The organism is Burkholderia multivorans ATCC BAA-247 (assembly GCF_000959525.1).
GTDB classification, from domain to species: Bacteria; Pseudomonadota; Gammaproteobacteria; order Burkholderiales; family Burkholderiaceae; genus Burkholderia; species Burkholderia multivorans.
Genome location: NZ_CP009832.1, coordinates 2,533,468 through 2,552,359 on the forward strand (window position 1 = coordinate 2,533,468; position 18,892 = coordinate 2,552,359).

General features: G+C 65.6%; 18 protein-coding genes and 1 tRNA gene. 3 read left to right on the forward strand and 16 right to left on the reverse strand.

Annotated elements, in window-relative coordinates; all coding sequences use genetic code 11:
* Positions 1-8: 8 nt before the first annotated feature.
* From NP80_RS24175 to NP80_RS24220, 10 genes are all read right to left on the reverse strand, one after another.
* Entirely contained in the window at positions 9-611 is a 603-nt protein-coding gene (locus tag NP80_RS24175; RefSeq protein WP_006398800.1) for an NADH-quinone oxidoreductase subunit C, read from the reverse strand.
* 19 nt (positions 612-630) lie between these two features.
* Positions 631-1,110, reverse strand: a complete 480-nt coding sequence (locus NP80_RS24180) for a NuoB/complex I 20 kDa subunit family protein (protein WP_006398799.1) — start codon at positions 1,108-1,110, stop codon at positions 631-633.
* Between the two features lie 62 nt (positions 1,111-1,172).
* Entirely contained in the window at positions 1,173-1,532 is a 360-nt protein-coding gene (locus tag NP80_RS24185) for an NADH-quinone oxidoreductase subunit A (RefSeq protein WP_006398798.1), read from the reverse strand.
* Positions 1,533-1,686: 154 nt separating this feature from the next.
* Positions 1,687-1,771: transfer RNA gene (locus tag NP80_RS24190), tRNA-Leu, on the reverse strand.
* Between the two features lie 110 nt (positions 1,772-1,881).
* On the reverse strand, positions 1,882-2,259 hold the full coding sequence (gene secG / locus NP80_RS24195) for a preprotein translocase subunit SecG (protein WP_006398797.1): 378 nt from the start codon (positions 2,257-2,259) through the stop codon (positions 1,882-1,884).
* Between the two features lie 72 nt (positions 2,260-2,331).
* Positions 2,332-3,087, reverse strand: a complete 756-nt coding sequence (tpiA, locus tag NP80_RS24200) for a triose-phosphate isomerase (protein WP_035946806.1) — start codon at positions 3,085-3,087, stop codon at positions 2,332-2,334.
* 132 nt (positions 3,088-3,219) lie between these two features.
* Positions 3,220-4,239, reverse strand: coding sequence for an NAD(P)H-quinone oxidoreductase (locus tag NP80_RS24205; protein WP_006410110.1), 1,020 nt, complete (start codon positions 4,237-4,239; stop codon positions 3,220-3,222).
* Between the two features lie 142 nt (positions 4,240-4,381).
* Positions 4,382-6,529 (reverse strand): polyribonucleotide nucleotidyltransferase, encoded by a 2,148-nt coding sequence (gene pnp, locus NP80_RS24210; RefSeq protein WP_006410113.1) that lies wholly within the window; start codon positions 6,527-6,529, stop codon positions 4,382-4,384.
* 293 nt (positions 6,530-6,822) lie between these two features.
* Positions 6,823-7,092 carry a 30S ribosomal protein S15 gene (rpsO, locus tag NP80_RS24215; protein ID WP_006398792.1) on the reverse strand — a complete coding sequence of 90 codons (270 nt, stop codon included), beginning with the start codon at positions 7,090-7,092 and terminating at the stop codon, positions 6,823-6,825.
* A gap of 108 nt (positions 7,093-7,200) precedes the next feature.
* Entirely contained in the window at positions 7,201-8,460 is a 1,260-nt protein-coding gene (locus tag NP80_RS24220) for a branched-chain amino acid ABC transporter substrate-binding protein (protein ID WP_006410112.1), read from the reverse strand.
* Positions 8,461-8,635: 175 nt separating this feature from the next.
* Between NP80_RS24220 and NP80_RS24225 the strand changes: the two genes are divergently transcribed.
* The 3 genes from NP80_RS24225 (at position 8,636) to NP80_RS24235 (ending at position 11,753) form a co-directional block, all read left to right on the forward strand.
* Positions 8,636-9,148, forward strand: a complete 513-nt coding sequence (locus NP80_RS24225; RefSeq protein ID WP_006398789.1) for a hypothetical protein — start codon at positions 8,636-8,638, stop codon at positions 9,146-9,148.
* A gap of 380 nt (positions 9,149-9,528) precedes the next feature.
* Positions 9,529-10,170: a carbonic anhydrase gene (locus NP80_RS24230; RefSeq protein WP_006405572.1), complete on the forward strand. Its 642-nt coding sequence runs from the start codon at positions 9,529-9,531 to the stop codon at positions 10,168-10,170.
* A gap of 32 nt (positions 10,171-10,202) precedes the next feature.
* The gene (locus tag NP80_RS24235) at positions 10,203-11,753 is read left to right on the forward strand and encodes a SulP family inorganic anion transporter (protein ID WP_035488718.1); all 1,551 of its coding nucleotides are present in this window, start codon (positions 10,203-10,205) and stop codon (positions 11,751-11,753) included.
* Positions 11,754-11,823: 70 nt separating this feature from the next.
* Here NP80_RS24235 and NP80_RS24240 read toward each other — a convergent pair whose 3' ends face one another.
* The 6 genes from NP80_RS24240 to NP80_RS24265 form a co-directional block, all read right to left on the reverse strand.
* Entirely contained in the window at positions 11,824-13,368 is a 1,545-nt protein-coding gene (locus tag NP80_RS24240; RefSeq protein WP_006405574.1) for a 2-isopropylmalate synthase, read from the reverse strand.
* A 313-nt stretch (positions 13,369-13,681) separates the two neighbouring features.
* Positions 13,682-14,554 carry a CDP-diacylglycerol--serine O-phosphatidyltransferase gene (gene pssA / locus NP80_RS24245; RefSeq protein WP_006398784.1) on the reverse strand — a complete coding sequence of 291 codons (873 nt, stop codon included), beginning with the start codon at positions 14,552-14,554 and terminating at the stop codon, positions 13,682-13,684.
* Between the two features lie 15 nt (positions 14,555-14,569).
* Positions 14,570-15,214: a phosphatidylserine decarboxylase gene (locus tag NP80_RS24250; RefSeq protein WP_006398783.1), complete on the reverse strand. Its 645-nt coding sequence runs from the start codon at positions 15,212-15,214 to the stop codon at positions 14,570-14,572.
* 127 nt (positions 15,215-15,341) lie between these two features.
* Positions 15,342-16,358 carry a ketol-acid reductoisomerase gene (ilvC, locus tag NP80_RS24255; protein WP_006398782.1) on the reverse strand — a complete coding sequence of 339 codons (1,017 nt, stop codon included), beginning with the start codon at positions 16,356-16,358 and terminating at the stop codon, positions 15,342-15,344.
* A 106-nt stretch (positions 16,359-16,464) separates the two neighbouring features.
* Entirely contained in the window at positions 16,465-16,956 is a 492-nt protein-coding gene (ilvN, locus tag NP80_RS24260) for an acetolactate synthase small subunit (protein ID WP_006398781.1), read from the reverse strand.
* A gap of 111 nt (positions 16,957-17,067) precedes the next feature.
* The gene (locus NP80_RS24265; protein ID WP_035488715.1) at positions 17,068-18,831 is read right to left on the reverse strand and encodes an acetolactate synthase 3 catalytic subunit; all 1,764 of its coding nucleotides are present in this window, start codon (positions 18,829-18,831) and stop codon (positions 17,068-17,070) included.
* Positions 18,832-18,892 lie beyond the last annotated feature (61 nt).

An 18,892-nucleotide genomic window follows, 5' to 3' on the forward strand; every position in this document is an offset into this window, starting at 1 on the left:
ACGCCCCCTTAATGTTTCAGACCGCCATAGCGATCCTCGCGGATCACGCGCGGCGTGATTTCGCGCGGCTCGATCGTCACCGGCTGGTACACGACGCGCTTCTCTTCCGGGTCGTAACGCATTTCGACGTAGCCCGACACCGGGAAGTCCTTGCGGAACGGATGGCCGATGAAGCCGTAGTCGGTGAGGATGCGGCGCAGGTCGGGGTGGCCTTCGAACACGATGCCGTACAGGTCGAACGCCTCGCGCTCGTACCAGTTCGCGGAATTCCAGATGTCGACGAGCGACGGAACGATCGGCAGATCGTCGTCGGGTGCGAACACGCGCAGGCGCAGACGCCAGTTGTTCGTGACCGACAGCAGGTGCGTGACGGCCGCGAAGCGCGGGCCGTCGTAGGCGCCGTCGCCGTAGGTCTGGTAGTCGACGCCGCACAGGTCGATCAGTTGCTCGAAGCGCAGCTTCGGATCGTCGCGCAGCGTCGTCGCGACGTCGAGGTAATCGCTCGCCTTCACGACGAGCGTCAGTTCACCGATCGCTTCGGTAAGGCTCACCACGCGCGCGCCGAGCGCGGCTTCGAGGTTCGCCTTGAGGGTCTCGATTTTGCTTGCCATATTGGGGGACGCTCGGGGCTTATTGACGGGCGATGGTATTGGTGCGGCGGATCTTCGCCTGAAGCTGGATCACGCCGTAGACTAGCGCCTCGGCCGTCGGCGGGCAGCCCGGCACGTAGACGTCGACCGGCACGATCCGGTCGCAGCCGCGAACCACCGAGTACGAGTAGTGGTAGTAGCCGCCGCCGTTCGCGCACGACCCCATCGAGATCACCCAGCGCGGCTCGGCCATCTGGTCGTACACGCGGCGCAGCGCGGGCGCCATCTTGTTGCACAGCGTGCCGGCGACGATCATCACGTCGGACTGACGCGGACTCGGACGAAACACGACGCCGAACCGGTCCAGATCGTAACGGGCCGCGCCCGCATGCATCATCTCGACGGCGCAACACGCAAGCCCGAACGTCATCGGCCACAGCGAGCCGGTACGCGTCCAGTTGATCAGCTTGTCAGCCGTGGTGGTGACAAACCCTTCCTTCAAGACCCCTTCGATACTCATTTGCTTTCCACTCCAGACGGGCGACCGGGCGCGGCCACCCATGCAAACCGGCGATTAACCCATCACTCCCAGTCGAGGCCGCCTTTCTTCCAGATATAGGCAAAGCCCAGCAGGAATTCGAGCAGAAAAATCATCATTGCGATGAAACCGGGCCAGCCGATGTCGCGGAGCGCGACGCCCCACGGAAACAGGAATGCGGTTTCGAGATCGAAGATGATGAACAGGATGGCGACGAGGTAGTACCGGACGTCGAATTTCATCCGGGCGTCTTCGAAGGCTTCGAAGCCGCACTCGTACGGTGCGTTCTTCTCGACGTCCGGCTTGTTGGGACCCAGGAGCTTGCCGATGCTGACCAGCGCTATACCTAAACCAGTGCCCACGAGAAGGAACAACAAGACGGGGTAATAGGCTGCGAGGTTCAAGGCAATCCTCTATCGGTTGGTTCTGAGCGTCCGGAGAATACCACCATCCGGCGGAAGGGATCATTTCGGAGTGCATGCGATCGCAAGACATCCGAAAGCGCACCCCACAAATGAAAAATGCCAGCCACGAGAAGCGGCTGGCATTGAGTAACTTTGGTGCCGACGGCGAGACTCGAACTCGCACAGCTTTCGCCACTACCCCCTCAAGATAGCGTGTCTACCAATTTCACCACGTCGGCACTGCATGCAACCCGGGCTTGACTGCTGTTACCCGCGAATCGCTTCAAGAATTAAATTCTAACCTGACTTCCAGAATTGTTCAACGCACAAACGGAAAAATTTTAATTTTTTATTTCGGGACGTCCTGGCCCGGCGCGCTCGCCGTCGAGGCGGCCGCAGCGGACGCAGGCGCAGCCGGCGTCGATGCCGCCGAAACAGGTGCCGGTGCGGTCGCCACGCCGCCGAGCACGCCGGCCGACGGCGTCGACTTGTACGAGCCGATGTACGTCAGCGCGAGCGTCGCGACGAAAAAGACCGTCGCCAGCACGGCGGTCGTGCGCGACAGAAAGTTCGCCGAACCGGTCGCGCCGAACAGGCTGCCCGAGGCACCGCTGCCGAAGGCGGCGCCCATGTCGGCGCCCTTGCCGTGCTGCAGCAGCACGAGTCCGATCACACCCAGTGCAGACAGCACTTGCACGACAATAATCAGCGTCTTGAATAACAGCATCACATCCACCCGATTGGATCGGGCGACCGGACTCGCCGGCCGCCGTCATGGTTCAATTCGATCGCCGACCGCTCAACGCGCGGCCCGGCAGATCGCCAGAAAATCTTCCGCCTTCAGCGACGCGCCGCCGATCAGGCCGCCGTCGATGTCCGGCTGTGCGAACAGTTCTTCCGCGTTGTCCGGCTTCACGCTGCCGCCGTACAGCACCGATACGTCGGCCGCACCCTTGGCCGCGAGCCGCGCGCGCAGGAATGCGTGCACGTCCTGCGCCTGCGCGGACGTCGCGCTCTTGCCAGTGCCGATCGCCCACACCGGTTCGTACGCGACGACGATGCGCGCGGCTTCGTCCGCGCTCAACACCGCGAGCACGGCATCGAGCTGCGCGCCGACGACCTGCTCGGTCGCGCCCGATTCGCGCTGCTCGAGCGTCTCGCCGACGCAGACGACGGGCGTCAGCCCCGCGGCGAGTGCGCGCTGCGTCTTCGCCGCGACCGTCTCGTTGCGCTCGCCGTGATACGCGCGGCGCTCCGAGTGGCCGACGATCGCGTAGCACGCGCCGAATTCAGCGACCATCGCCGCCGCGACTTCGCCGGTGAACGCGCCCTGCTCGTGTGCCGACACGTCCTGCGCGCCCCACGCGATACGGCTGCCGCCGAGCTGCGCCTGAACCTGCGCGAGATACGGGAACGGCACGCACACGCCGATCGCCGTGTCGGCCGCCACGGCGCCCGCACCCTGCACCACTTCGTTCAGCAACGCCTGGTTGCCGGCCAGCCGGCCGTGCATCTTCCAGTTGCCGATCACCCGCTTTGTTCTCTGTTTCGACATCGTGTCTGTCTCGTCATCGACGTGCCGTGCGAGCCGGCCGTCAGGTTTGATCTGGCGAAGCAAACCCGCGATTTTACTGCGCGCGGCTTGAACCGGTCAAACCGCGCATGTCAAGTCCGGCAGCCGCGGCCGTTACGCGCTCGTACCCCAATCGAGCACGATCTTGCCGATGTGCTCGCTGCTTTCCATCAGCGCATGCGCCTGCGCGGCCTCGGCGGCAGGCAGCACGCGATAGATGACGGGCTTGATGCGGCCGTCCTCGATCAGCGGCCACACGCGCGCCTTGAGCTGCGCCGCGATCTGCGCCTTGAACTCGACGGGCCGCGGACGCAGCGTCGAGCCCGTGATCGTCAGCCGGCGGCGCAGGATCTCGCCGAGATTGACTTCTGCCTTGGCGCCGCCGAGCAGCGCGATGATCACGAGCCGCCCGCCGTCGGCCAGCGCGGAGAGTTCGCGCGGCACGTAGGAGCCCGCGACCATGTCGAGAATCACGTCGACGCCGCGATCGTTGGTCAGCGACTTCACGACTTCGACGAAGTCCTCGGTCTTGTAGTCGATCGCGCGCTCCGCGCCTAGCGCCTCGCACGCACGGCACTTCTCCGCCGTGCCCGCCGTCGCGAACACGCGAAAGCCGAGCGCATGCGCGATCTGGATCGCCGTCACGCCGATGCCGCTCGAACCGCCCTGCACGAGCAGCGTTTCCTGCTCGCCGCCCTCGCCCGCGCCGAGCTGCGCGCGATCGAACACGTTGCTCCACACGGTAAAGAACGTCTCGGGCAGCGACGCCGCTTCGATGTCGGTGAGGCCGCGCGGCACCGGCAGACACTGCAGCAGCGGCACGGTCGCGTATTCGGCATAGCCGCCGCCCGCGAGCAGCGCGCACACGCGGTCGCCGAGCTTCAGCCCGAACGGATTTAACGCGGCGTCGGACAGATCGCCGCCGACGATTTCGCCCGCGATCTCGAGACCCGGCAGATCGGACGCGCCCGGCGGCGGCGCATACGCGCCCTTGCGCTGGAACACGTCGGGCCGGTTCACGCCGGACGCCGCCACCTTGATCAGCACTTCGCCGCGCTGCGGCTCGGGGCGCGGGCGCTCCGTCAGCTTCAGCACGTCGGGGGCGCCGAATTCGGTGATTTCGATCGCTTTCATGGTTTCGTCGCTCCTGGGTCGGGATCGGATGCACGTCCGCCGCGCGCGGACGCATGGCCGGCGCTGCTGCGCCGCACAACGATGCTACAGAAAAAACGGCCGGCCCGCTTTCGCGCAGCCGGCCGTTCGTTCGCCGTTCCGCTTACTGCTGCGGCGGCGTATCCGACTGCGCCGCAGCCGCTGCTTCGTTCAGCAGCGCCTTCGCCGACAGACGCACGCGACCCTTCTCGTCCGTCTGGATCACCTTGACCTTCACCTGCTGACCTTCCTTCAGGTAGTCGTTGATGTCCTTCACGCGCTCGTTGACGATTTCCGAGATGTGCAGCAGGCCGTCCTTGCCCGGCAGCAGGTTCACGATCGCGCCGAAATCGAGCAGCTTCAGCACCGTGCCTTCGTACACCTGGCCGACTTCGATCTCGGCCGTGATGTTCTCGATGCGCTTCTTCGCTTCGGCCATGCCTTCGCTGCTCGTGCTCGCGATCGTCACGACGCCGTCGTCGGAGATGTCGATCGTCGTGCCCGTTTCTTCGGTCAGCGCGCGGATCACCGAGCCGCCCTTGCCGATCACGTCGCGGATCTTTTCCGGGTTGATCTTGATCGTGATCATGCGCGGTGCGAATTCGGACAGCTGCGTGTTCGCGCCGGCCACCGCTTCCGTCATCTTGCCGAGGATGTGCATGCGGCCTTCCTTCGCCTGCGCGAGCGCGACCTGCATGATTTCCTTCGTGATGCCCTGGATCTTGATGTCCATCTGCAGCGCCGTCACGCCCTGCGCGGTGCCCGCGACCTTGAAGTCCATGTCGCCGAGGTGATCTTCGTCGCCGAGGATGTCGGTCAGCACCGCGAACTTGTTGCCTTCGAGGATCAGGCCCATCGCGATGCCCGCGACGTGCGCCTTCATCGGCACGCCGGCGTCCATCAGCGCGAGGCAGCCGCCGCACACCGATGCCATCGACGACGAACCGTTCGACTCGGTGATTTCCGACACGACGCGAATCGAGTAGCCGAACTCTTCGGCGCTCGGCAGGCATGCGACGAGCGCGCGCTTCGCGAGGCGGCCGTGACCGATCTCGCGGCGCTTCGGCGAGCCGACGCGGCCCGTTTCGCCGGTCGCGAACGGCGGCATGTTGTAGTGGAGCATGAAGCGCTCGCGGTATTCGCCTTCGAGCGCGTCGATGATCTGCTCGTCACCCTTCGTGCCGAGCGTCGCGACGACGAGCGCCTGCGTCTCGCCGCGCGTGAACAGCGCGGAGCCGTGCGTGCGCGGCAGCACGCCCGTGCGGATCTCGATCGGACGCACGGTGCGCGTGTCGCGGCCGTCGATACGCGGCTCGCCGTTCAGGATCTGGCCGCGGACGATCTTCGCTTCGAGATCGAACAGGATGTTGCCGACCGTGGCCTTGTCGGCCGCGACCGTGCCGGCCGCCAGCGCATCCTCTTCCAGCTTCGCGGACGTCGCTGCGTACACTTCCTTCAGCTTCGTCGAACGCGCCTGCTTGTCGCGGATCTGGTACGCGGCGAGCAGTTCCGGCTGCGCGATTTCCGTCACGCGGGCGATCAGCGCCTCGTCCTTCGGCGCCGGCTGCCAGTCCCACTCGGGCTTGCCGCCGTCGCGCACGAGTTCGTGGATCGCGTCGATCGCGGTTTGCATCTGCTCGTGGCCGAACACGACCGCGCCGAGCATCACCTCTTCCGGCAGTTGATCGGCTTCCGATTCGACCATCAGCACCGCACGCTCGGTGCCGGCGACGACGAGGTCGAGACGCGAGGACTTGAGCTGCTCGCGGGTCGGGTTCAGCACGTACTGGTCGTTCACGTACGCGACGCGCGCAGCGCCGACCGGGCCGTTGAACGGCAGGCCGGACACGGCGAGCGCGGCCGATGCGCCGATCAGCGCGGGGATGTCGGCCGGGATTTCCGGGTTCACCGACAGCACGTGGATCACGACCTGCACTTCGTTGTAGAAGCCTTCCGGGAACAGCGGGCGCAGCGGACGGTCGATCAGGCGCGACGTCAGCGTTTCGTGTTCCGACGGACGACCTTCGCGACGGAAGAAGCCGCCCGGGATCTTGCCGGCCGAATAGGTCTTTTCGATGTAGTCGACGGTCAGCGGGAAGAAGTCCTGGCCGGGCTTCGCCGACTTCGCGCCGACGACGGTCGCGAGCACGACGGTGTCCTCGACGTCGACGATCACCGCGCCGCTCGCCTGGCGCGCGATTTCGCCGGTTTCGAGGCGCACCTTGTGCTGGCCCCACTGGAATTCCTTCACGACCTTGTTGAACATGGACATGGTTGCTCCTTTGTATTCATGCATTTCGTTCGCCGCGCCGGTCATCCCGCGCGGCGGCGTCCCGACCGAATCACCCGGAGCAAGGTGTGTTTTTTATGCCATTCCAGCGCGGCGCTCGCAAAGCGCGCGCGCTGGAATGACACAAATCCCGACCCCGGTATCGATCGTTGCGGCAGCCCGCCGAGAACGGCCTGACTGCCTGCGGTGCGCGTGACGCTACGCACCGCGCAAAAACAAAATGCCTGCATCAGCGGACTGACACAGGCATCTTGCTGGCGGCAATCGCCCCGCGATTACTTACGCAGACCCAGCTTCTCGATCAGCGCGCGGTAACGGTCGGCATCCTTGCCCTTGAGGTAGTCGAGCAGCTTGCGGCGACGGCTCACCATGCGCAGCAGGCCGCGGCGGCTGTGGTGATCCTTCGCGTGGGTCTTGAAGTGACCCGTCAGTTCGACGATACGTGCGGTCAGCAGTGCGACCTGGACTTCGGGCGAACCCGTGTCGTTGGTACCGCGGGCGAACTGAGCAACGACTTCCGACTTCTTGATATCTGCAACAGACATGTGATTTCCTTTCAAACTAAACAGGCGGACACGGAAGAACGGCCGTGCCGTGACTTACAACCGGCGCGCATTGTAGCACAACTCCGCGTCGCGCCTAAGCGCTTGCGGTCACGGGCGCTTCATCGAGCAGGTCGACAGCGCCTCCGTGCGCGCCGCCGGCACGGCGAGCACGGTCCGGAACCCGTACCCCGAGCCTTCGTTGTCGAAGCGCACGCCCGGCGTGCCCGCCTTGTCCATTTCCATCACATAAAGGGGCTGGATCAGCTGGTGGTCCTGCGCGCGCATCCGCACCGGATGAAAGCCGTCGTCGAACGACAGTCCCTCCAGCGCACGCGCGACGGCGACCGGGTCGGCCGAGCGCGCGCGGTCGATCGCGGCGGCGAGCATTTCGATCATCTCGCTCATGCGCCGCACCGGGTAGTCGTCCTGCGCCGCCGGAAAACGGGCGCGGAACGCACGGTAGAACGCGTCGGATTTCGCGCCGCCGACGTTCGGATGCCAGTCGGCGACCGCCACCACGCGCGCGACGCCCGCGTCGCCGAGCGCGGCCGGCGCGCCGAGGCTGTTGCCGTAGAACGTGTAGAACTTCGCGTTCAGCCCCTGCTCGCGCGCCGCCTTCACGAGCAGCGTCAGATCGTTGCCCCAGTTGCCGGTGACGACCGCGTCGGCGCCGCTCGCGCGAATCTTCGCGACATACGGCGAGAAATCCTTGATGCGGCCGATCGGATGGAATTCGTCGCCGACGATGCGCACGTCCGCACGGCGCGCCGCGAGCGTCTGCCGCGCGAGCGCGCTGACGTCGCGCCCGAAGCTGTAGTCCTGGTTCAGCAGGTACACGTTGCGCAGCGCCGGGTCGCGCGCCATCACGTCGGCCAGCGCGGCCATCCGCATGCCCGCGTGCGCGTCGAAGCGAAAGTGCCAGAAGCTGCAGCGCGCGCCGGTCAGCGCCGGATCGTCGGCCGAATAGTTCAGGAACAGCATGCGGTTGTCGGGATCGCGCGCATTCTGCTTGTCGAGCGCCGCCACGAGCGCGGCCGCGACGGCCGAGCTGTTGCCCTGCGCGACGAAGCCGATGTGCCGGTCGGCGGCCGCGCGCAGCTGCATCAGCGCCTCTTCGGGGCTGCCCTTGCTGTCGAGTACGACGAGCTCGAGCGGATGCGCGCCGTCGCGCAGCTTCACGCCGCCCGCCGCGTTAACCTGCTCGACACCGAACCGCAGGTTGCGCTCGACCGCCGCCCCCGCATTCGCGAACGGCCCGGACATCCCTTCGATCAGCGCGATCCGCACCGGCTCGCCGCCCGCGAACGCGGACGCCGCGATCGTCCATCCGGCGCTCCATGCGAGCGCGCAACGCTTCCATCCGTGCATCGGTTTTCCGCCCTTCGATCCGTTCCGAGAAGCGCCGAATCATAGGCCCGCTGCCCGCGCGCCGGCAAGCGGCCGGCCGCGTCGCCGATCCGCACCGATTTTTTCCAACGCCGCGCGCCGGCGCGCGCCGTCCGTGATACAACTGGACTGTTTTCCCGTGTACTGGAGAATCCCGATGCGCATTCGCATTCCCGCGCGCCTGCCGGTCCTGCTCGCCTGTGCGGCGGCGCTGCTGGCCGGTTGCGCGCAACCGTGGCAGCAATACCAGGCCGGTCAGGACTCGTCGGCGATCGTCGCCCGCATGGGCCCGCCGCGCGAGATCTACGACCTGCCCGACGGCGGCAAGCGGCTGATGTGGCCGACGCAGCCGATGGGCGAAATCACCGTCGCGGCCGACGTCGACGCGGCGGGCAAGATCGTCAACGTCCGCCAGGTGCTGCAGCCGAGCGAGTTCTATCGCGCCGAGATCGGCAAGTGGACGAAGACGGACGTGCTCGTCAACTTCGGCCGCCCGGTCGAGACGTCGTATTTCCCGCTGATGAAGCGCGAGGTGTGGACGTACCGGTATCTCGAGGACAACGTCTGGTACCTGATGTACAGCTTCTATTTCGATCCGCAGGGCATTCTGCGCATGACGCAAAAGACGCCCGATCCGCTGCACGACCCCGATCGCCGCAATCTGTTCTGAATCGCGCCGATTCATTTCCGGACGATTTTTCCGCCGCTTTTTCGAAATGGCCATTCACAAGCGATCGTGAATGGCCATTTGCTTTATTTCACCGCTCGATTCAATCGCGCGTCGCAGCTTTCGCGTGCTCGCGGCCGCGCGTTCGGCCGCGACGCTTTGTATGGCGGGCTTCCCGCGGCGACCGCCGTCGTCGCGATTGCATGCGTTGCTTTGGTGCGCCGATGCACCTCGATACGTCAATTTGAAACAATTTGTTTCTCCTCACCCGAAGCGCTAGGGCATACCCCTAATATCAGTCGAAACCAACCTTTCAATTCAGAAAGCATGTCGATGCGTCGCTTTGAGCGATATTTCTCTGTCTCGATATAAAAGGAGTCCTGATGAACCGCCCCAAGAGCATGCTGGTTGCCAACATCGCCTGGGCCCGCGAAACGCGCGAACGCACGCCCGGCTTCTTCGACGCGCTCGCGCGCGGGCAGAACCCGCGCGTGCTGTGGATCGGCTGCGCGGACAGCCGCGTGCCGGCCGAGACGATCACGCATTGCGCGCCCGGCGAACTGTTCGTTCATCGCAACATCGCGAACCTGTTCCATCCGGACGACGACAACGCCGCGAGCGTGCTCGAATACGCGGTGCGCGTGCTCGCAGTCGATCACGTGATCGTCTGCGGTCACTACGGATGCGGCGGCGTACGCGCATCGCTGCTGCCGCCGCCCGCCGATCTGCCGCACGTCGCGCGCCGGATCGCACCGCTCTGCTCGCTCGCGCGGCGCCATCGTCACGAGCTCGACGGGCTCGACGATGCGGCCGCCGCCGATCGCCTCGCGGAGCTGAACGTGCTCGAGCAGGTGCGGCTGCTGCGCGCGTCGCCGATCGTGCGCGAACGCGAACGGCCACCGCTCGTACACGGCTGGATCTTCTCTCTCGCCGACGGCCGCCTGAAGGAGCTCGATTCCGGATATGCGGCCGCCGCCGCCGATCCCGCCGCCGCCCCGGCCGCGATGGCCGACGCGCTCGGCTGATGCCCCTTTCCTCGCCCTCAACATCGCCCATCATGAAACTCAACGAGCGTCTCTCCACCGTGCCGCGCGACATCGTCGCCGGCATTGTCGTATTCCTCGTCGCGCTGCCGCTCTGCCTCGGCATCGCGAATGCCTCCGGCGTCGAACCGTTCGCCGGACTGATGTCGGGCATCGTCGGCGGCATCGTCGTCGCGCTGCTGAGCGGCTCGTCGCTGTCCGTCAGCGGGCCGGCGGCCGGCCTCGTCGTGATCGTCGTCGACGGCATCGCGCAGCTCGGCAGCTTCTCCGCGTTCCTGCTCGCCGTGCTGCTGTCCGGCGTACTGCAGTTCGTGTTCGGCATGCTGCGCGCCGGGCGCTTCGCCGCGTACGTGCCGTCATCCGTCATCAAGGGCATGCTCGCCGCGATCGGCGTGCTGCTGATCGTCAAGCAGATTCCGTTCGCGCTCGGCATCGGCGGCGCGTCCGCGCAATCGTTTGCGTCGTGGTCCGCTCAGCCTGCCGCCTGGGCCGCGACCGCGATCGCCGTCGTGTCGCTCGCGCTGCTGGTCGCATGGGATTCGAGCGTGCTGCGCCGCTTCGCATGGGCGCGCGCGGTGCCGGCCCCGCTCGCGGTCGTCGTGCTCGGCATCGGCGCGACGCTCGTGCTCGGCGCAGTCGCACCGTCCGTCGCGCCGGGCGCCGCGCAACGCGTCGCGCTGCCGGAACTCGAATCGTTCGCGGCGTTCGCCGCGTCGCTGAAGCACGCGGAGCTGGGCCCGAACTTCGCGCAGCTCGCCAATCCCGACGTGTGGCGCGTCGCGATCACGCTGGCCGTCGTCGCGAGCCTCGAAACGCTGCTGTGCCTCGAAGCGGTCGAGCAGATTGATCCGAAGCGCCGGCCCGTGCAGCCCGATCGCGAACTGAAGGCGCAAGGCGTCGGCAATCTGGTCGCCGGTGCGGTCGGCGGCCTGCCGATCACCTCGGTGATCGTGCGCAGCTCGGTCAACGTCAATGCGGGCGCGCAAAGCCGCGTGTCGGCCGTCGTGCACGGCGTGCTGCTGCTCGTGAGCGTGTTCGCGCTGACCGGCCTGATCAACCTGATTCCGCTCGCGAGTCTCGCCGCGATCCTGATCCATACGGGCCTCAAGCTCGCGAAGCCGGCACTGTTTCGTGCCGTGCTCAAGCAGGGGCCGGCCGCGTTCGTCCCGTTCGCGGCCACGATCGCCGGCGTGCTGGCCGTCGATCTGCTGTTCGGCATCGCCGCCGGTCTCGCGTGCAGCGTGCTGACGGTCGCGGTCGCGAACCTGAAAAGCCCGGTCACGCTCGCGCAGCACGACGACCACTTCCTGCTGTCGTTCCGCAAGGACGTATCGTTCCTCGGCAAGGTTCAGGTCAAGCACCATCTGCGGCACATTCCGGACCGCGCGGCCGTGATCGTCGACGCGACGCGCGCCGACTACATCGATCACGACGTGCTCGAACTGCTCGACGCGTTCATCGCCGATGCGCCGCGACGCGGGATCGCCGTCGAGTTCCGCCGCCCGCACGCGCAGCCGGGCAGCGCACCGCGACGCTGGGGGTTCCGCGCGCCGGCCGCGGAATGACGCGCGCATAAAAAACGCCCCGGCGGCACAAGGCCGCTCGGGGCGTTTCGGCATGCGCTCGACGCGACGCTCAGGAGCGCTGCGGGTTGAGCTTGTCGTCCTTCGAATGCAGCTTGTTCAGCGCGGCGATATACGCCTTCGCCGAGGCGGCGACGATGTCGGGATCGGTGCCGACGCCGTTGACGATCCGGCCGCTCTTCGACAGCCGCACGGTCACTTCGCCCTGCGCCTGCGTGCCGGTCGTGATCGCATTCACCGAGTACAGCAGCAGCTCGGAGCCGCTGCCCACCTCGCTCTCGATCGCGTTCAGCGTCGCGTCGACCGGGCCGTTGCCGCGAGCCTCGCCCGCCACTTCCTTGCCGTCGACCGAGAATACGACCTTCGCGTGCGGCTGTTCGCCCGTTTCCGAATGCTGCGACAGCGACACGAACTTGAAGTGTTCCTGCTCCTGCGCGAGCGCCGATTCCTGCGACACGATCGCGATGATGTCCTCGTCGAAGATTTCCGACTTGCGATCGGCGAGATCCTTGAAGCGCATGAACGCGGCGTTCAGTTCGGCTTCGCTGTCGAGCGACACGCCGAGCTCCTGCAGACGCTGCTTGAACGCGTTGCGGCCCGACAGCTTGCCGAGCACGATCTTGTTCGCGGTCCAGCCCACGTCTTCCGCGCGCATGATCTCGTACGTGTCGCGCGCCTTCAGCACGCCGTCCTGGTGAATGCCGGACGCATGCGCGAACGCGTTCGCACCGACCACAGCCTTGTTCGGCTGGACGACGAAACCGGTGATCTGCGACACGAGCTTCGAGGTCGGCACGATCTGCGTGGTGTCGAGGCCGACGTCCAGACCGAAATAGTCCTTGCGCGTCTTCACGGCCATCACGATTTCTTCGAGCGACGTGTTGCCCGCGCGCTCGCCGAGACCGTTGATCGTGCACTCGACCTGACGCGCGCCACCGATCTTCACGCCGGCCAGCGAGTTCGCGACCGCCATCCCGAGATCGTTGTGGCAGTGCACCGAGAAGACCGCCTTGTCCGAGTTCGGAATGCGCTCGCGCAGCGTCTTCACGAGGTTGCCGTACAGCTCGGGCACGCCGTAACCGACCGTGTCCGCGATGTTGATCGTCGTTGCGCCCTCGGCGATCACCGCTTCCAGCACGCGGCACAGGAAGTCCATGTCGGAGCGGCTGCCGTCTTCCGGCGAGAATTCGACGTTGTCGGTGAACTTGCGCGCGAAGCGCACCGCGAGACGCGCCTGCTCGAACACCTGGTCGGGCGTCATCCGCAGCTTCTTCTCCATATGCAGCGGCGACGTCGCGATGAACGTGTGGATCCGGAAGCTCTCGGCCGGCTTCAGCGCGTCGGCCGCACGCTGGATGTCCTTGTCGTTCGCGCGTGCCAGCGAGCAGATCGTGCTGTCCTTCACGAGACCGGCGATCGTATGGATCGCGTCGAAGTCGCCGTTCGAGCTGGCCGCGAAGCCCGCTTCGATCACGTCGACCTTCATGCGCTCCAGATGCTTCGCGATGCGGATTTTCTCTTCCTTCGTCATCGACGCACCGGGCGATTGTTCGCCGTCACGCAAGGTCGTATCGAAAATGATCAGCTTGTCTGTCATGGGGAGGCTCCAGGGCTCTTTATACGGAAGTCAACGTAATGAGATCGCGCCACCGCTGGCGACGCTCAACAACAGACGAGGCTTGACGGAGGGCGAGAACGGTCAGCGCGGCAGGCGCGCCGAAGCTAGCGCGCGTAGCGGCGCACCGGCTAGAAGGAGGGAGAGGCGGGAGAACGCAGTCATGCCGGAGACTATAGCGGCATTCCGCAACGTACGCAATCGGACGGCGCCCGAAGCGCGACGCACGCGCCAGCGAAACAGGGACAAATAAAAACGGCGGCCTCGAGGCCGCCGTTGCATGCAGAGCGATGCGTCAGTGATCGCGCTGCGACGAGCGCGCGGGATTCGCGCGTCCGCGCACGGCCATGTAGGCCCAGAACACGTAGCCGGACAGCCCGTACAGCACGAACAGACAGAACAGCATCAGCGGCGGATCGGACGACACCAGCACGAACGCGACGACGACGAGCAGGATCGCCGCGAACGGCACGCGGTGGCGGACGTCGAGCGCCTTGCCGCTGTAGAACGGCGCGTTCGACACCATCGTCACGCCTGCGTAGATCGTCAGCGCGAACGCGACCCACGGCAGCCAGCCGAGCTTCATCGGCACGCGGTTGTCGGTCGCGAGCCAGACGAATCCGGCGATCAGCGCGGCGGCGGCCGGGCTCGGCAGGCCCTGGAAGAAACGCTTGTCGACGACGCCGATATTCGTGTTGAAACGCGCGAGACGCAGCGCGGCGCCCGAGCAGTAGACGAATGCGGCGAGCCAGCCCCAGCGGCCGAGATCCTTCAGCACCCACTCGTACATCACGAGCGCCGGCGCGACGCCGAACGACACCATGTCCGACAGGCTGTCGAATTGCTCGCCGAAGGCGCTCTGCGTGTGCGTCATCCGCGCGACGCGGCCGTCCATTCCGTCGAGCACCATCGCGACGAAGATCGCGATCGCGGCGATTTCGAACCGCACGTTCATCGCCTGCACGACCGCGAAGAAGCCGCAGAACAGCGCGGCCGTCGTGAACGCGTTCGGCAGCAGATAAATGCCGCGGGTCTTCAGGAACCGCTGGCGCGCGGCGCGGCGGCTCTCGATCGGTGCCGGCTCGGGCGTGAGCGCCTTGTTGCGGCGGAACGAGCGCGGCGGCTGGTTGACGCCGTTGCGCGGGCGGCGCGGTTTGAATGCGGCCATCGTGCGCCTCGCCGCTTACTGTTCGAGCTCGGCGAGGATCGTCGACGACGCGTACACCTTCTCGCCGATCGACACCTTCGCGCGGCTGCCGAGCGGCAGATACACGTCGACGCGCGAACCGAAGCGGATGAAACCGTAGCGCTGACCGCGCGACAGCGGCTCGCCGGCACGCACGTAGCAGAGAATCCGGCGCGCGATGAGGCCGGCGATCTGCACGGAGGTCACGGTCTTGCCGCTTGCCGTCTGGATCACGACCGCGTTGCGCTCGTTTTCGGTCGACGCCTTGTCGATCGCCGCGTTCAGGAATGCGCCCGGGAAGTATTCGACCTTGGTGATCGCGCCGTCGACGGGCGAACGCTGCGAGTGCACGTTGAAGACATTCATGAACACGCTGATTTTCAGCGCTTCGCGATTCGCATACGGATCGTGCGCGGTCTCGACCGCGACGATGCGGCCGTCCGCCGGGCACAGCACCGCATTCGGCTGCGCCGGAATCGGGCGCTGCGGATCGCGGAAGAACTGGACGACGAAAACGAGCAGGAGCCAGAACGGCCACGCGAAGCCGAAGCCCCCGACGGCGTGGATCAACAGCGCGATGACGGCTGCAATCGCGATGAACGGCCAGCCTTCGCGCGCGATGATCGGATGAGGATAGTTCATGGATTCGTTCTGTGTTCGGTGAATTGCAAAGCACGTAGCATAGCAAAAGCCGCCCGGGGCACTGCTGCCTTCGGGCGGCTTTTTGACACCGACCCTCCGTTCGAAGGGCCGGAACAGCACGCGGTGCTTAGTTCTTCGTCTGGTCGACGAGCTTGTTCTTCGCGATCCACGGCATCATCGCGCGCAGCTTCGCGCCGACCTGCTCGATCTGGTGCTCGGCCGTCAGGCGGCGACGCGACTGCAGCGTCGGTGCGCCCGCCTTGTTTTCCAGAATGAAGCTCTTCGCGTATTCGCCGGTCTGGATGTCGGTCAGGCACTGCTTCATCGCCTTCTTCGTCTCTTCCGTGACGACGCGCGGGCCCGTCACGTACTCGCCGTACTCGGCGTTGTTCGAGATCGAGTAGTTCATGTTCGCGATGCCGCCTTCGTAGATCAGGTCGACGATCAGCTTCAGTTCGTGCAGGCACTCGAAGTACGCCATTTCCGGCGCGTAGCCCGCTTCGACCAGCGTTTCGAAGCCGGCCTTGATCAGCTCGACGGTACCGCCGCACAGCACGGCCTGCTCGCCGAACAGGTCGGTTTCGGTCTCTTCACGGAAGTTCGTCTCGATGATGCCGGCACGGCCGCCGCCGTTCGCTGCCGCGTACGACAGCGCGATGTCGCGCGCCGCGCCCGACTTGTTCTGCGCCACGGCGATCAGGTGCGGCACGCCGCCGCCCTGCGAGTACGTGCCGCGCACGGTGTGGCCCGGTGCCTTCGGCGCGATCATGATCACGTCGAGGTCGGCGCGCGGGATCACCTGGCCGTAGTGGACGTTGAAGCCGTGCGCGAATGCGAGTGCCGCGCCCTGCTTGATGTTCGCGTGCACTTCCTTCGCGTAGACGTCGGCGATCTGCTCGTCCGGCAGCAGCATCATCACGACGTCGGCGCCCTTCACCGCTTCCGCGATTTCCTTCACCGCGAGGCCCGCGTTCTCGGCCTTGCTCCACGACGCGCCACCCTTGCGCAGACCGACCGTCACGTTCACGCCGCTGTCCTTCAGGTTCAGCGCGTGTGCGTGGCCTTGCGAGCCGTAGCCGATGATCGTGACTTGCTTGCCCTTGATGAGGGAGAGGTCGGCGTCTTTGTCGTAGAAAACGTTCATGGTGGTTCCTTCGCTAATTCAAAAATTCAACGATTCGTTCAAATGGAGTACTGCGGGCCGGGACCTGACGGCGCACCCGGCGTGCCGTGCGGCGTACCGCCCGGCATCACACCTTCAGGATGCGCTCGCCCCGTCCGATGCCGGAGCTGCCGGTGCGCACGGTCTCGAGGATCGCACCCGCGTCCAGCCCCTGGATGAATGCGTCGAGCTTGTCGCTCGCGCCCGTCAATTCGATCGTGTAGGTCTTCTCGGTCACGTCGATGATGCGGCCGCGGAAAATATCCGACATCCGCTTCATTTCTTCGCGCTCCTTGCCCACTGCACGGACCTTGATCAGCATCAGCTCGCGTTCGATGTGTGCACCGTCGGTCAGGTCCACCACTTTCACCACCTCGATCAGGCGGTTCAGATGCTTCGTGATCTGTTCGATCACGTCGTCGGAGCCAATGGATACGATGGTGAGCCGCGACAGCGATTGGTCTTCGGTCGGCGCCACCGTCAAGGTTTCGATGTTGTAGCCGCGTGCGGAAAACAGACCGACCACGCGCGACAGCGCACCCGGTTCGTTTTCCAGCAGGACGGAAATGATGTGTCTCATGTTCGCTTCTTCCAGAATGTGTCCGTGTCGATTCACTCGCGCCGCGCGCCGCCCGGTGCCGCACCGCCCTTCGTGAAGGCGGCGGCCCCGCGCGCTGCGCGCGTCGCGCCGTTACAGATCTTCCGATCCGAGCAGCATCTCGGTGATGCCCTTGCCGGCCTGGACCATCGGCCAGACGTTTTCGGTCGGATCGGTCTGGAAGTCGAGAAACACGGTGCGGTCCTTCAGGCGCAGCGCCTCCTTCAGCGCCGGCTCCACATCCGAAGTCTTTTCGATCCGCATGCCGACATGGCCGTACGCTTCGGCAAGCTTCACGAAATCGGGCAGCGCATCCATGTACGAATGCGAATAGCGCTTGCTGTATTCGATCTGCTGCCACTGGCGAACCATGCCGAGGTAGCGGTTGTTCAGCGAAATGATCTTCACGGGCGTGTCGTACTGCAGGCAGGTCGACAGTTCCTGGATGCACATCTGGATCGAGCCTTCGCCCGTGATGCACAGCACGTCGTCGTCCGGGTGCGCCATCTTGACGCCCATCGCCGCCGGCAGGCCGAAGCCCATCGTGCCGAGCCCGCCGGAATTGATCCAGCGGCGCGGCTTGTTGAAACGGTAGAACTGCGCAGCCCACATCTGGTGCTGGCCGACGTCGGAGCACACGAACGCGTTGCCGTCCGTCAGTTCCCACGCCTTCTCGACCACGTACTGCGGCTTGATGATCTCGCTCTCGCGGTCGTACTTCAGGCAGTCCTTCGCGCGCCAGCTCTCGATGTCCTTCCACCATTGCGCGAGCGCTTCGGTATCGGGGCCGTGCTCGGCCGTCTGCAGCTGCTCGATCAGCTCCTTCAGCACTTCCTTCACGTCGCCGACGATCGGGATGTCGACCTTCACGCGCTTCGAGATCGACGACGGGTCGATGTCGATGTGGATGATCTTGCGCGGACGCGATGCGAAGTGCGCCGGATCGCCGATCACGCGATCGTCGAAGCGTGCGCCGATCGCGATCAGCACGTCGCAGTGCTGCATCGCCATGTTGGCTTCGTACGTGCCGTGCATGCCGAGCATGCCGAGGAATTTCTTGTCCGACGCGCGATAGCCGCCGAGGCCCATCAGCGTGTTCGTGACCGGATAGCCGAGCAGATCCGCGAACTGGTTCAGCTCGCGCGACGCATCGGCGAGGATGATGCCGCCGCCCGTATAGATGTACGGACGCTTGGCCGACAGCAGCAGCGACACGGCCTTGCGGATCTGGCCCGAGTGGCCCTTCGTGACCGGGTTGTACGAGCGCAGCGACACACTCTTGACGGGCTCGTACTGGCACGGCGTCTTCGAGATGTCCTTCGGGATGTCGATCAGCACCGGGCCCGGACGGCCGGTGCGCGCGATGTAGAACGCCTTCTTGACGGTCTCCGCGAGGTCGCGCACGTCCTTCACGAGGAAGTTGTGCTTCACGCACGGGCGCGTGATGCCGACCGTATCGCATTCCTGGAACGCGTCCTGGCCGATCGCCGCGGTGGGCACCTGGCCGCTGATCACGACCATCGGGATCGAATCCATGTAGGCCGTCGCGATGCCGGTGACCGCGTTCGTCACGCCGGGGCCCGACGTCACGAGGCACACGCCGACCTTGCCGGTGGAGCGCGCATAGGCATCGGCTGCGTGCACGGCCGCCTGTTCGTGGCGCACCAGCACGTGCTGAATCTTGTCCTGCTTGTAAAGCTCGTCGTAGATATAGAGAACCGAGCCGCCGGGATAGCCCCAGATGAATTCGACGTTTTCGTCGGCCAGTGCCTTCATGAGCACGGTGGCGCCGATGGAGTCGCTATCGGGAGGGGAAAGGGGTTCCGACGTGGAGAATTCCGCGCTGGGCATGTTCATTTTGACCTTTCGAATTTTCGGCAAAAAATTGATCGGGTGCTCTCTGCCGGGCTTGTGGCTC

Coding starts and splice junctions, on each gene's coding strand:
- NP80_RS24230 (WP_006405572.1), top strand. CDS start 9,529: ATGAACCGCCCCAAGAGCATGCTGGTTGCCAACATCGCCTGGGCCCGC.
- NP80_RS24205 (WP_006410110.1), bottom strand. CDS start 4,239: ATGAAAGCGATCGAAATCACCGAATTCGGCGCCCCCGACGTGCTGAAG.
- ilvN (WP_006398781.1), bottom strand. CDS start 16,956: ATGAGACACATCATTTCCGTCCTGCTGGAAAACGAACCGGGTGCGCTG.
- pnp (WP_006410113.1), bottom strand. CDS start 6,529: ATGTCCATGTTCAACAAGGTCGTGAAGGAATTCCAGTGGGGCCAGCAC.
- NP80_RS24250 (WP_006398783.1), bottom strand. CDS start 15,214: ATGAACTATCCTCATCCGATCATCGCGCGCGAAGGCTGGCCGTTCATC.
- NP80_RS24235 (WP_035488718.1), top strand. CDS start 10,203: ATGAAACTCAACGAGCGTCTCTCCACCGTGCCGCGCGACATCGTCGCC.
- NP80_RS24180 (WP_006398799.1), bottom strand. CDS start 1,110: ATGAGTATCGAAGGGGTCTTGAAGGAAGGGTTTGTCACCACCACGGCT.
- NP80_RS24175 (WP_006398800.1), bottom strand. CDS start 611: ATGGCAAGCAAAATCGAGACCCTCAAGGCGAACCTCGAAGCCGCGCTC.
- NP80_RS24265 (WP_035488715.1), bottom strand. CDS start 18,831: ATGAACATGCCCAGCGCGGAATTCTCCACGTCGGAACCCCTTTCCCCT.
- secG (WP_006398797.1), bottom strand. CDS start 2,259: ATGCTGTTATTCAAGACGCTGATTATTGTCGTGCAAGTGCTGTCTGCA.
- NP80_RS24225 (WP_006398789.1), top strand. CDS start 8,636: ATGCGCATTCGCATTCCCGCGCGCCTGCCGGTCCTGCTCGCCTGTGCG.
- rpsO (WP_006398792.1), bottom strand. CDS start 7,092: ATGTCTGTTGCAGATATCAAGAAGTCGGAAGTCGTTGCTCAGTTCGCC.
- NP80_RS24220 (WP_006410112.1), bottom strand. CDS start 8,460: ATGCACGGATGGAAGCGTTGCGCGCTCGCATGGAGCGCCGGATGGACG.
- tpiA (WP_035946806.1), bottom strand. CDS start 3,087: ATGTCGAAACAGAGAACAAAGCGGGTGATCGGCAACTGGAAGATGCAC.
- pssA (WP_006398784.1), bottom strand. CDS start 14,554: ATGGCCGCATTCAAACCGCGCCGCCCGCGCAACGGCGTCAACCAGCCG.
- ilvC (WP_006398782.1), bottom strand. CDS start 16,358: ATGAACGTTTTCTACGACAAAGACGCCGACCTCTCCCTCATCAAGGGC.
- NP80_RS24240 (WP_006405574.1), bottom strand. CDS start 13,368: ATGACAGACAAGCTGATCATTTTCGATACGACCTTGCGTGACGGCGAA.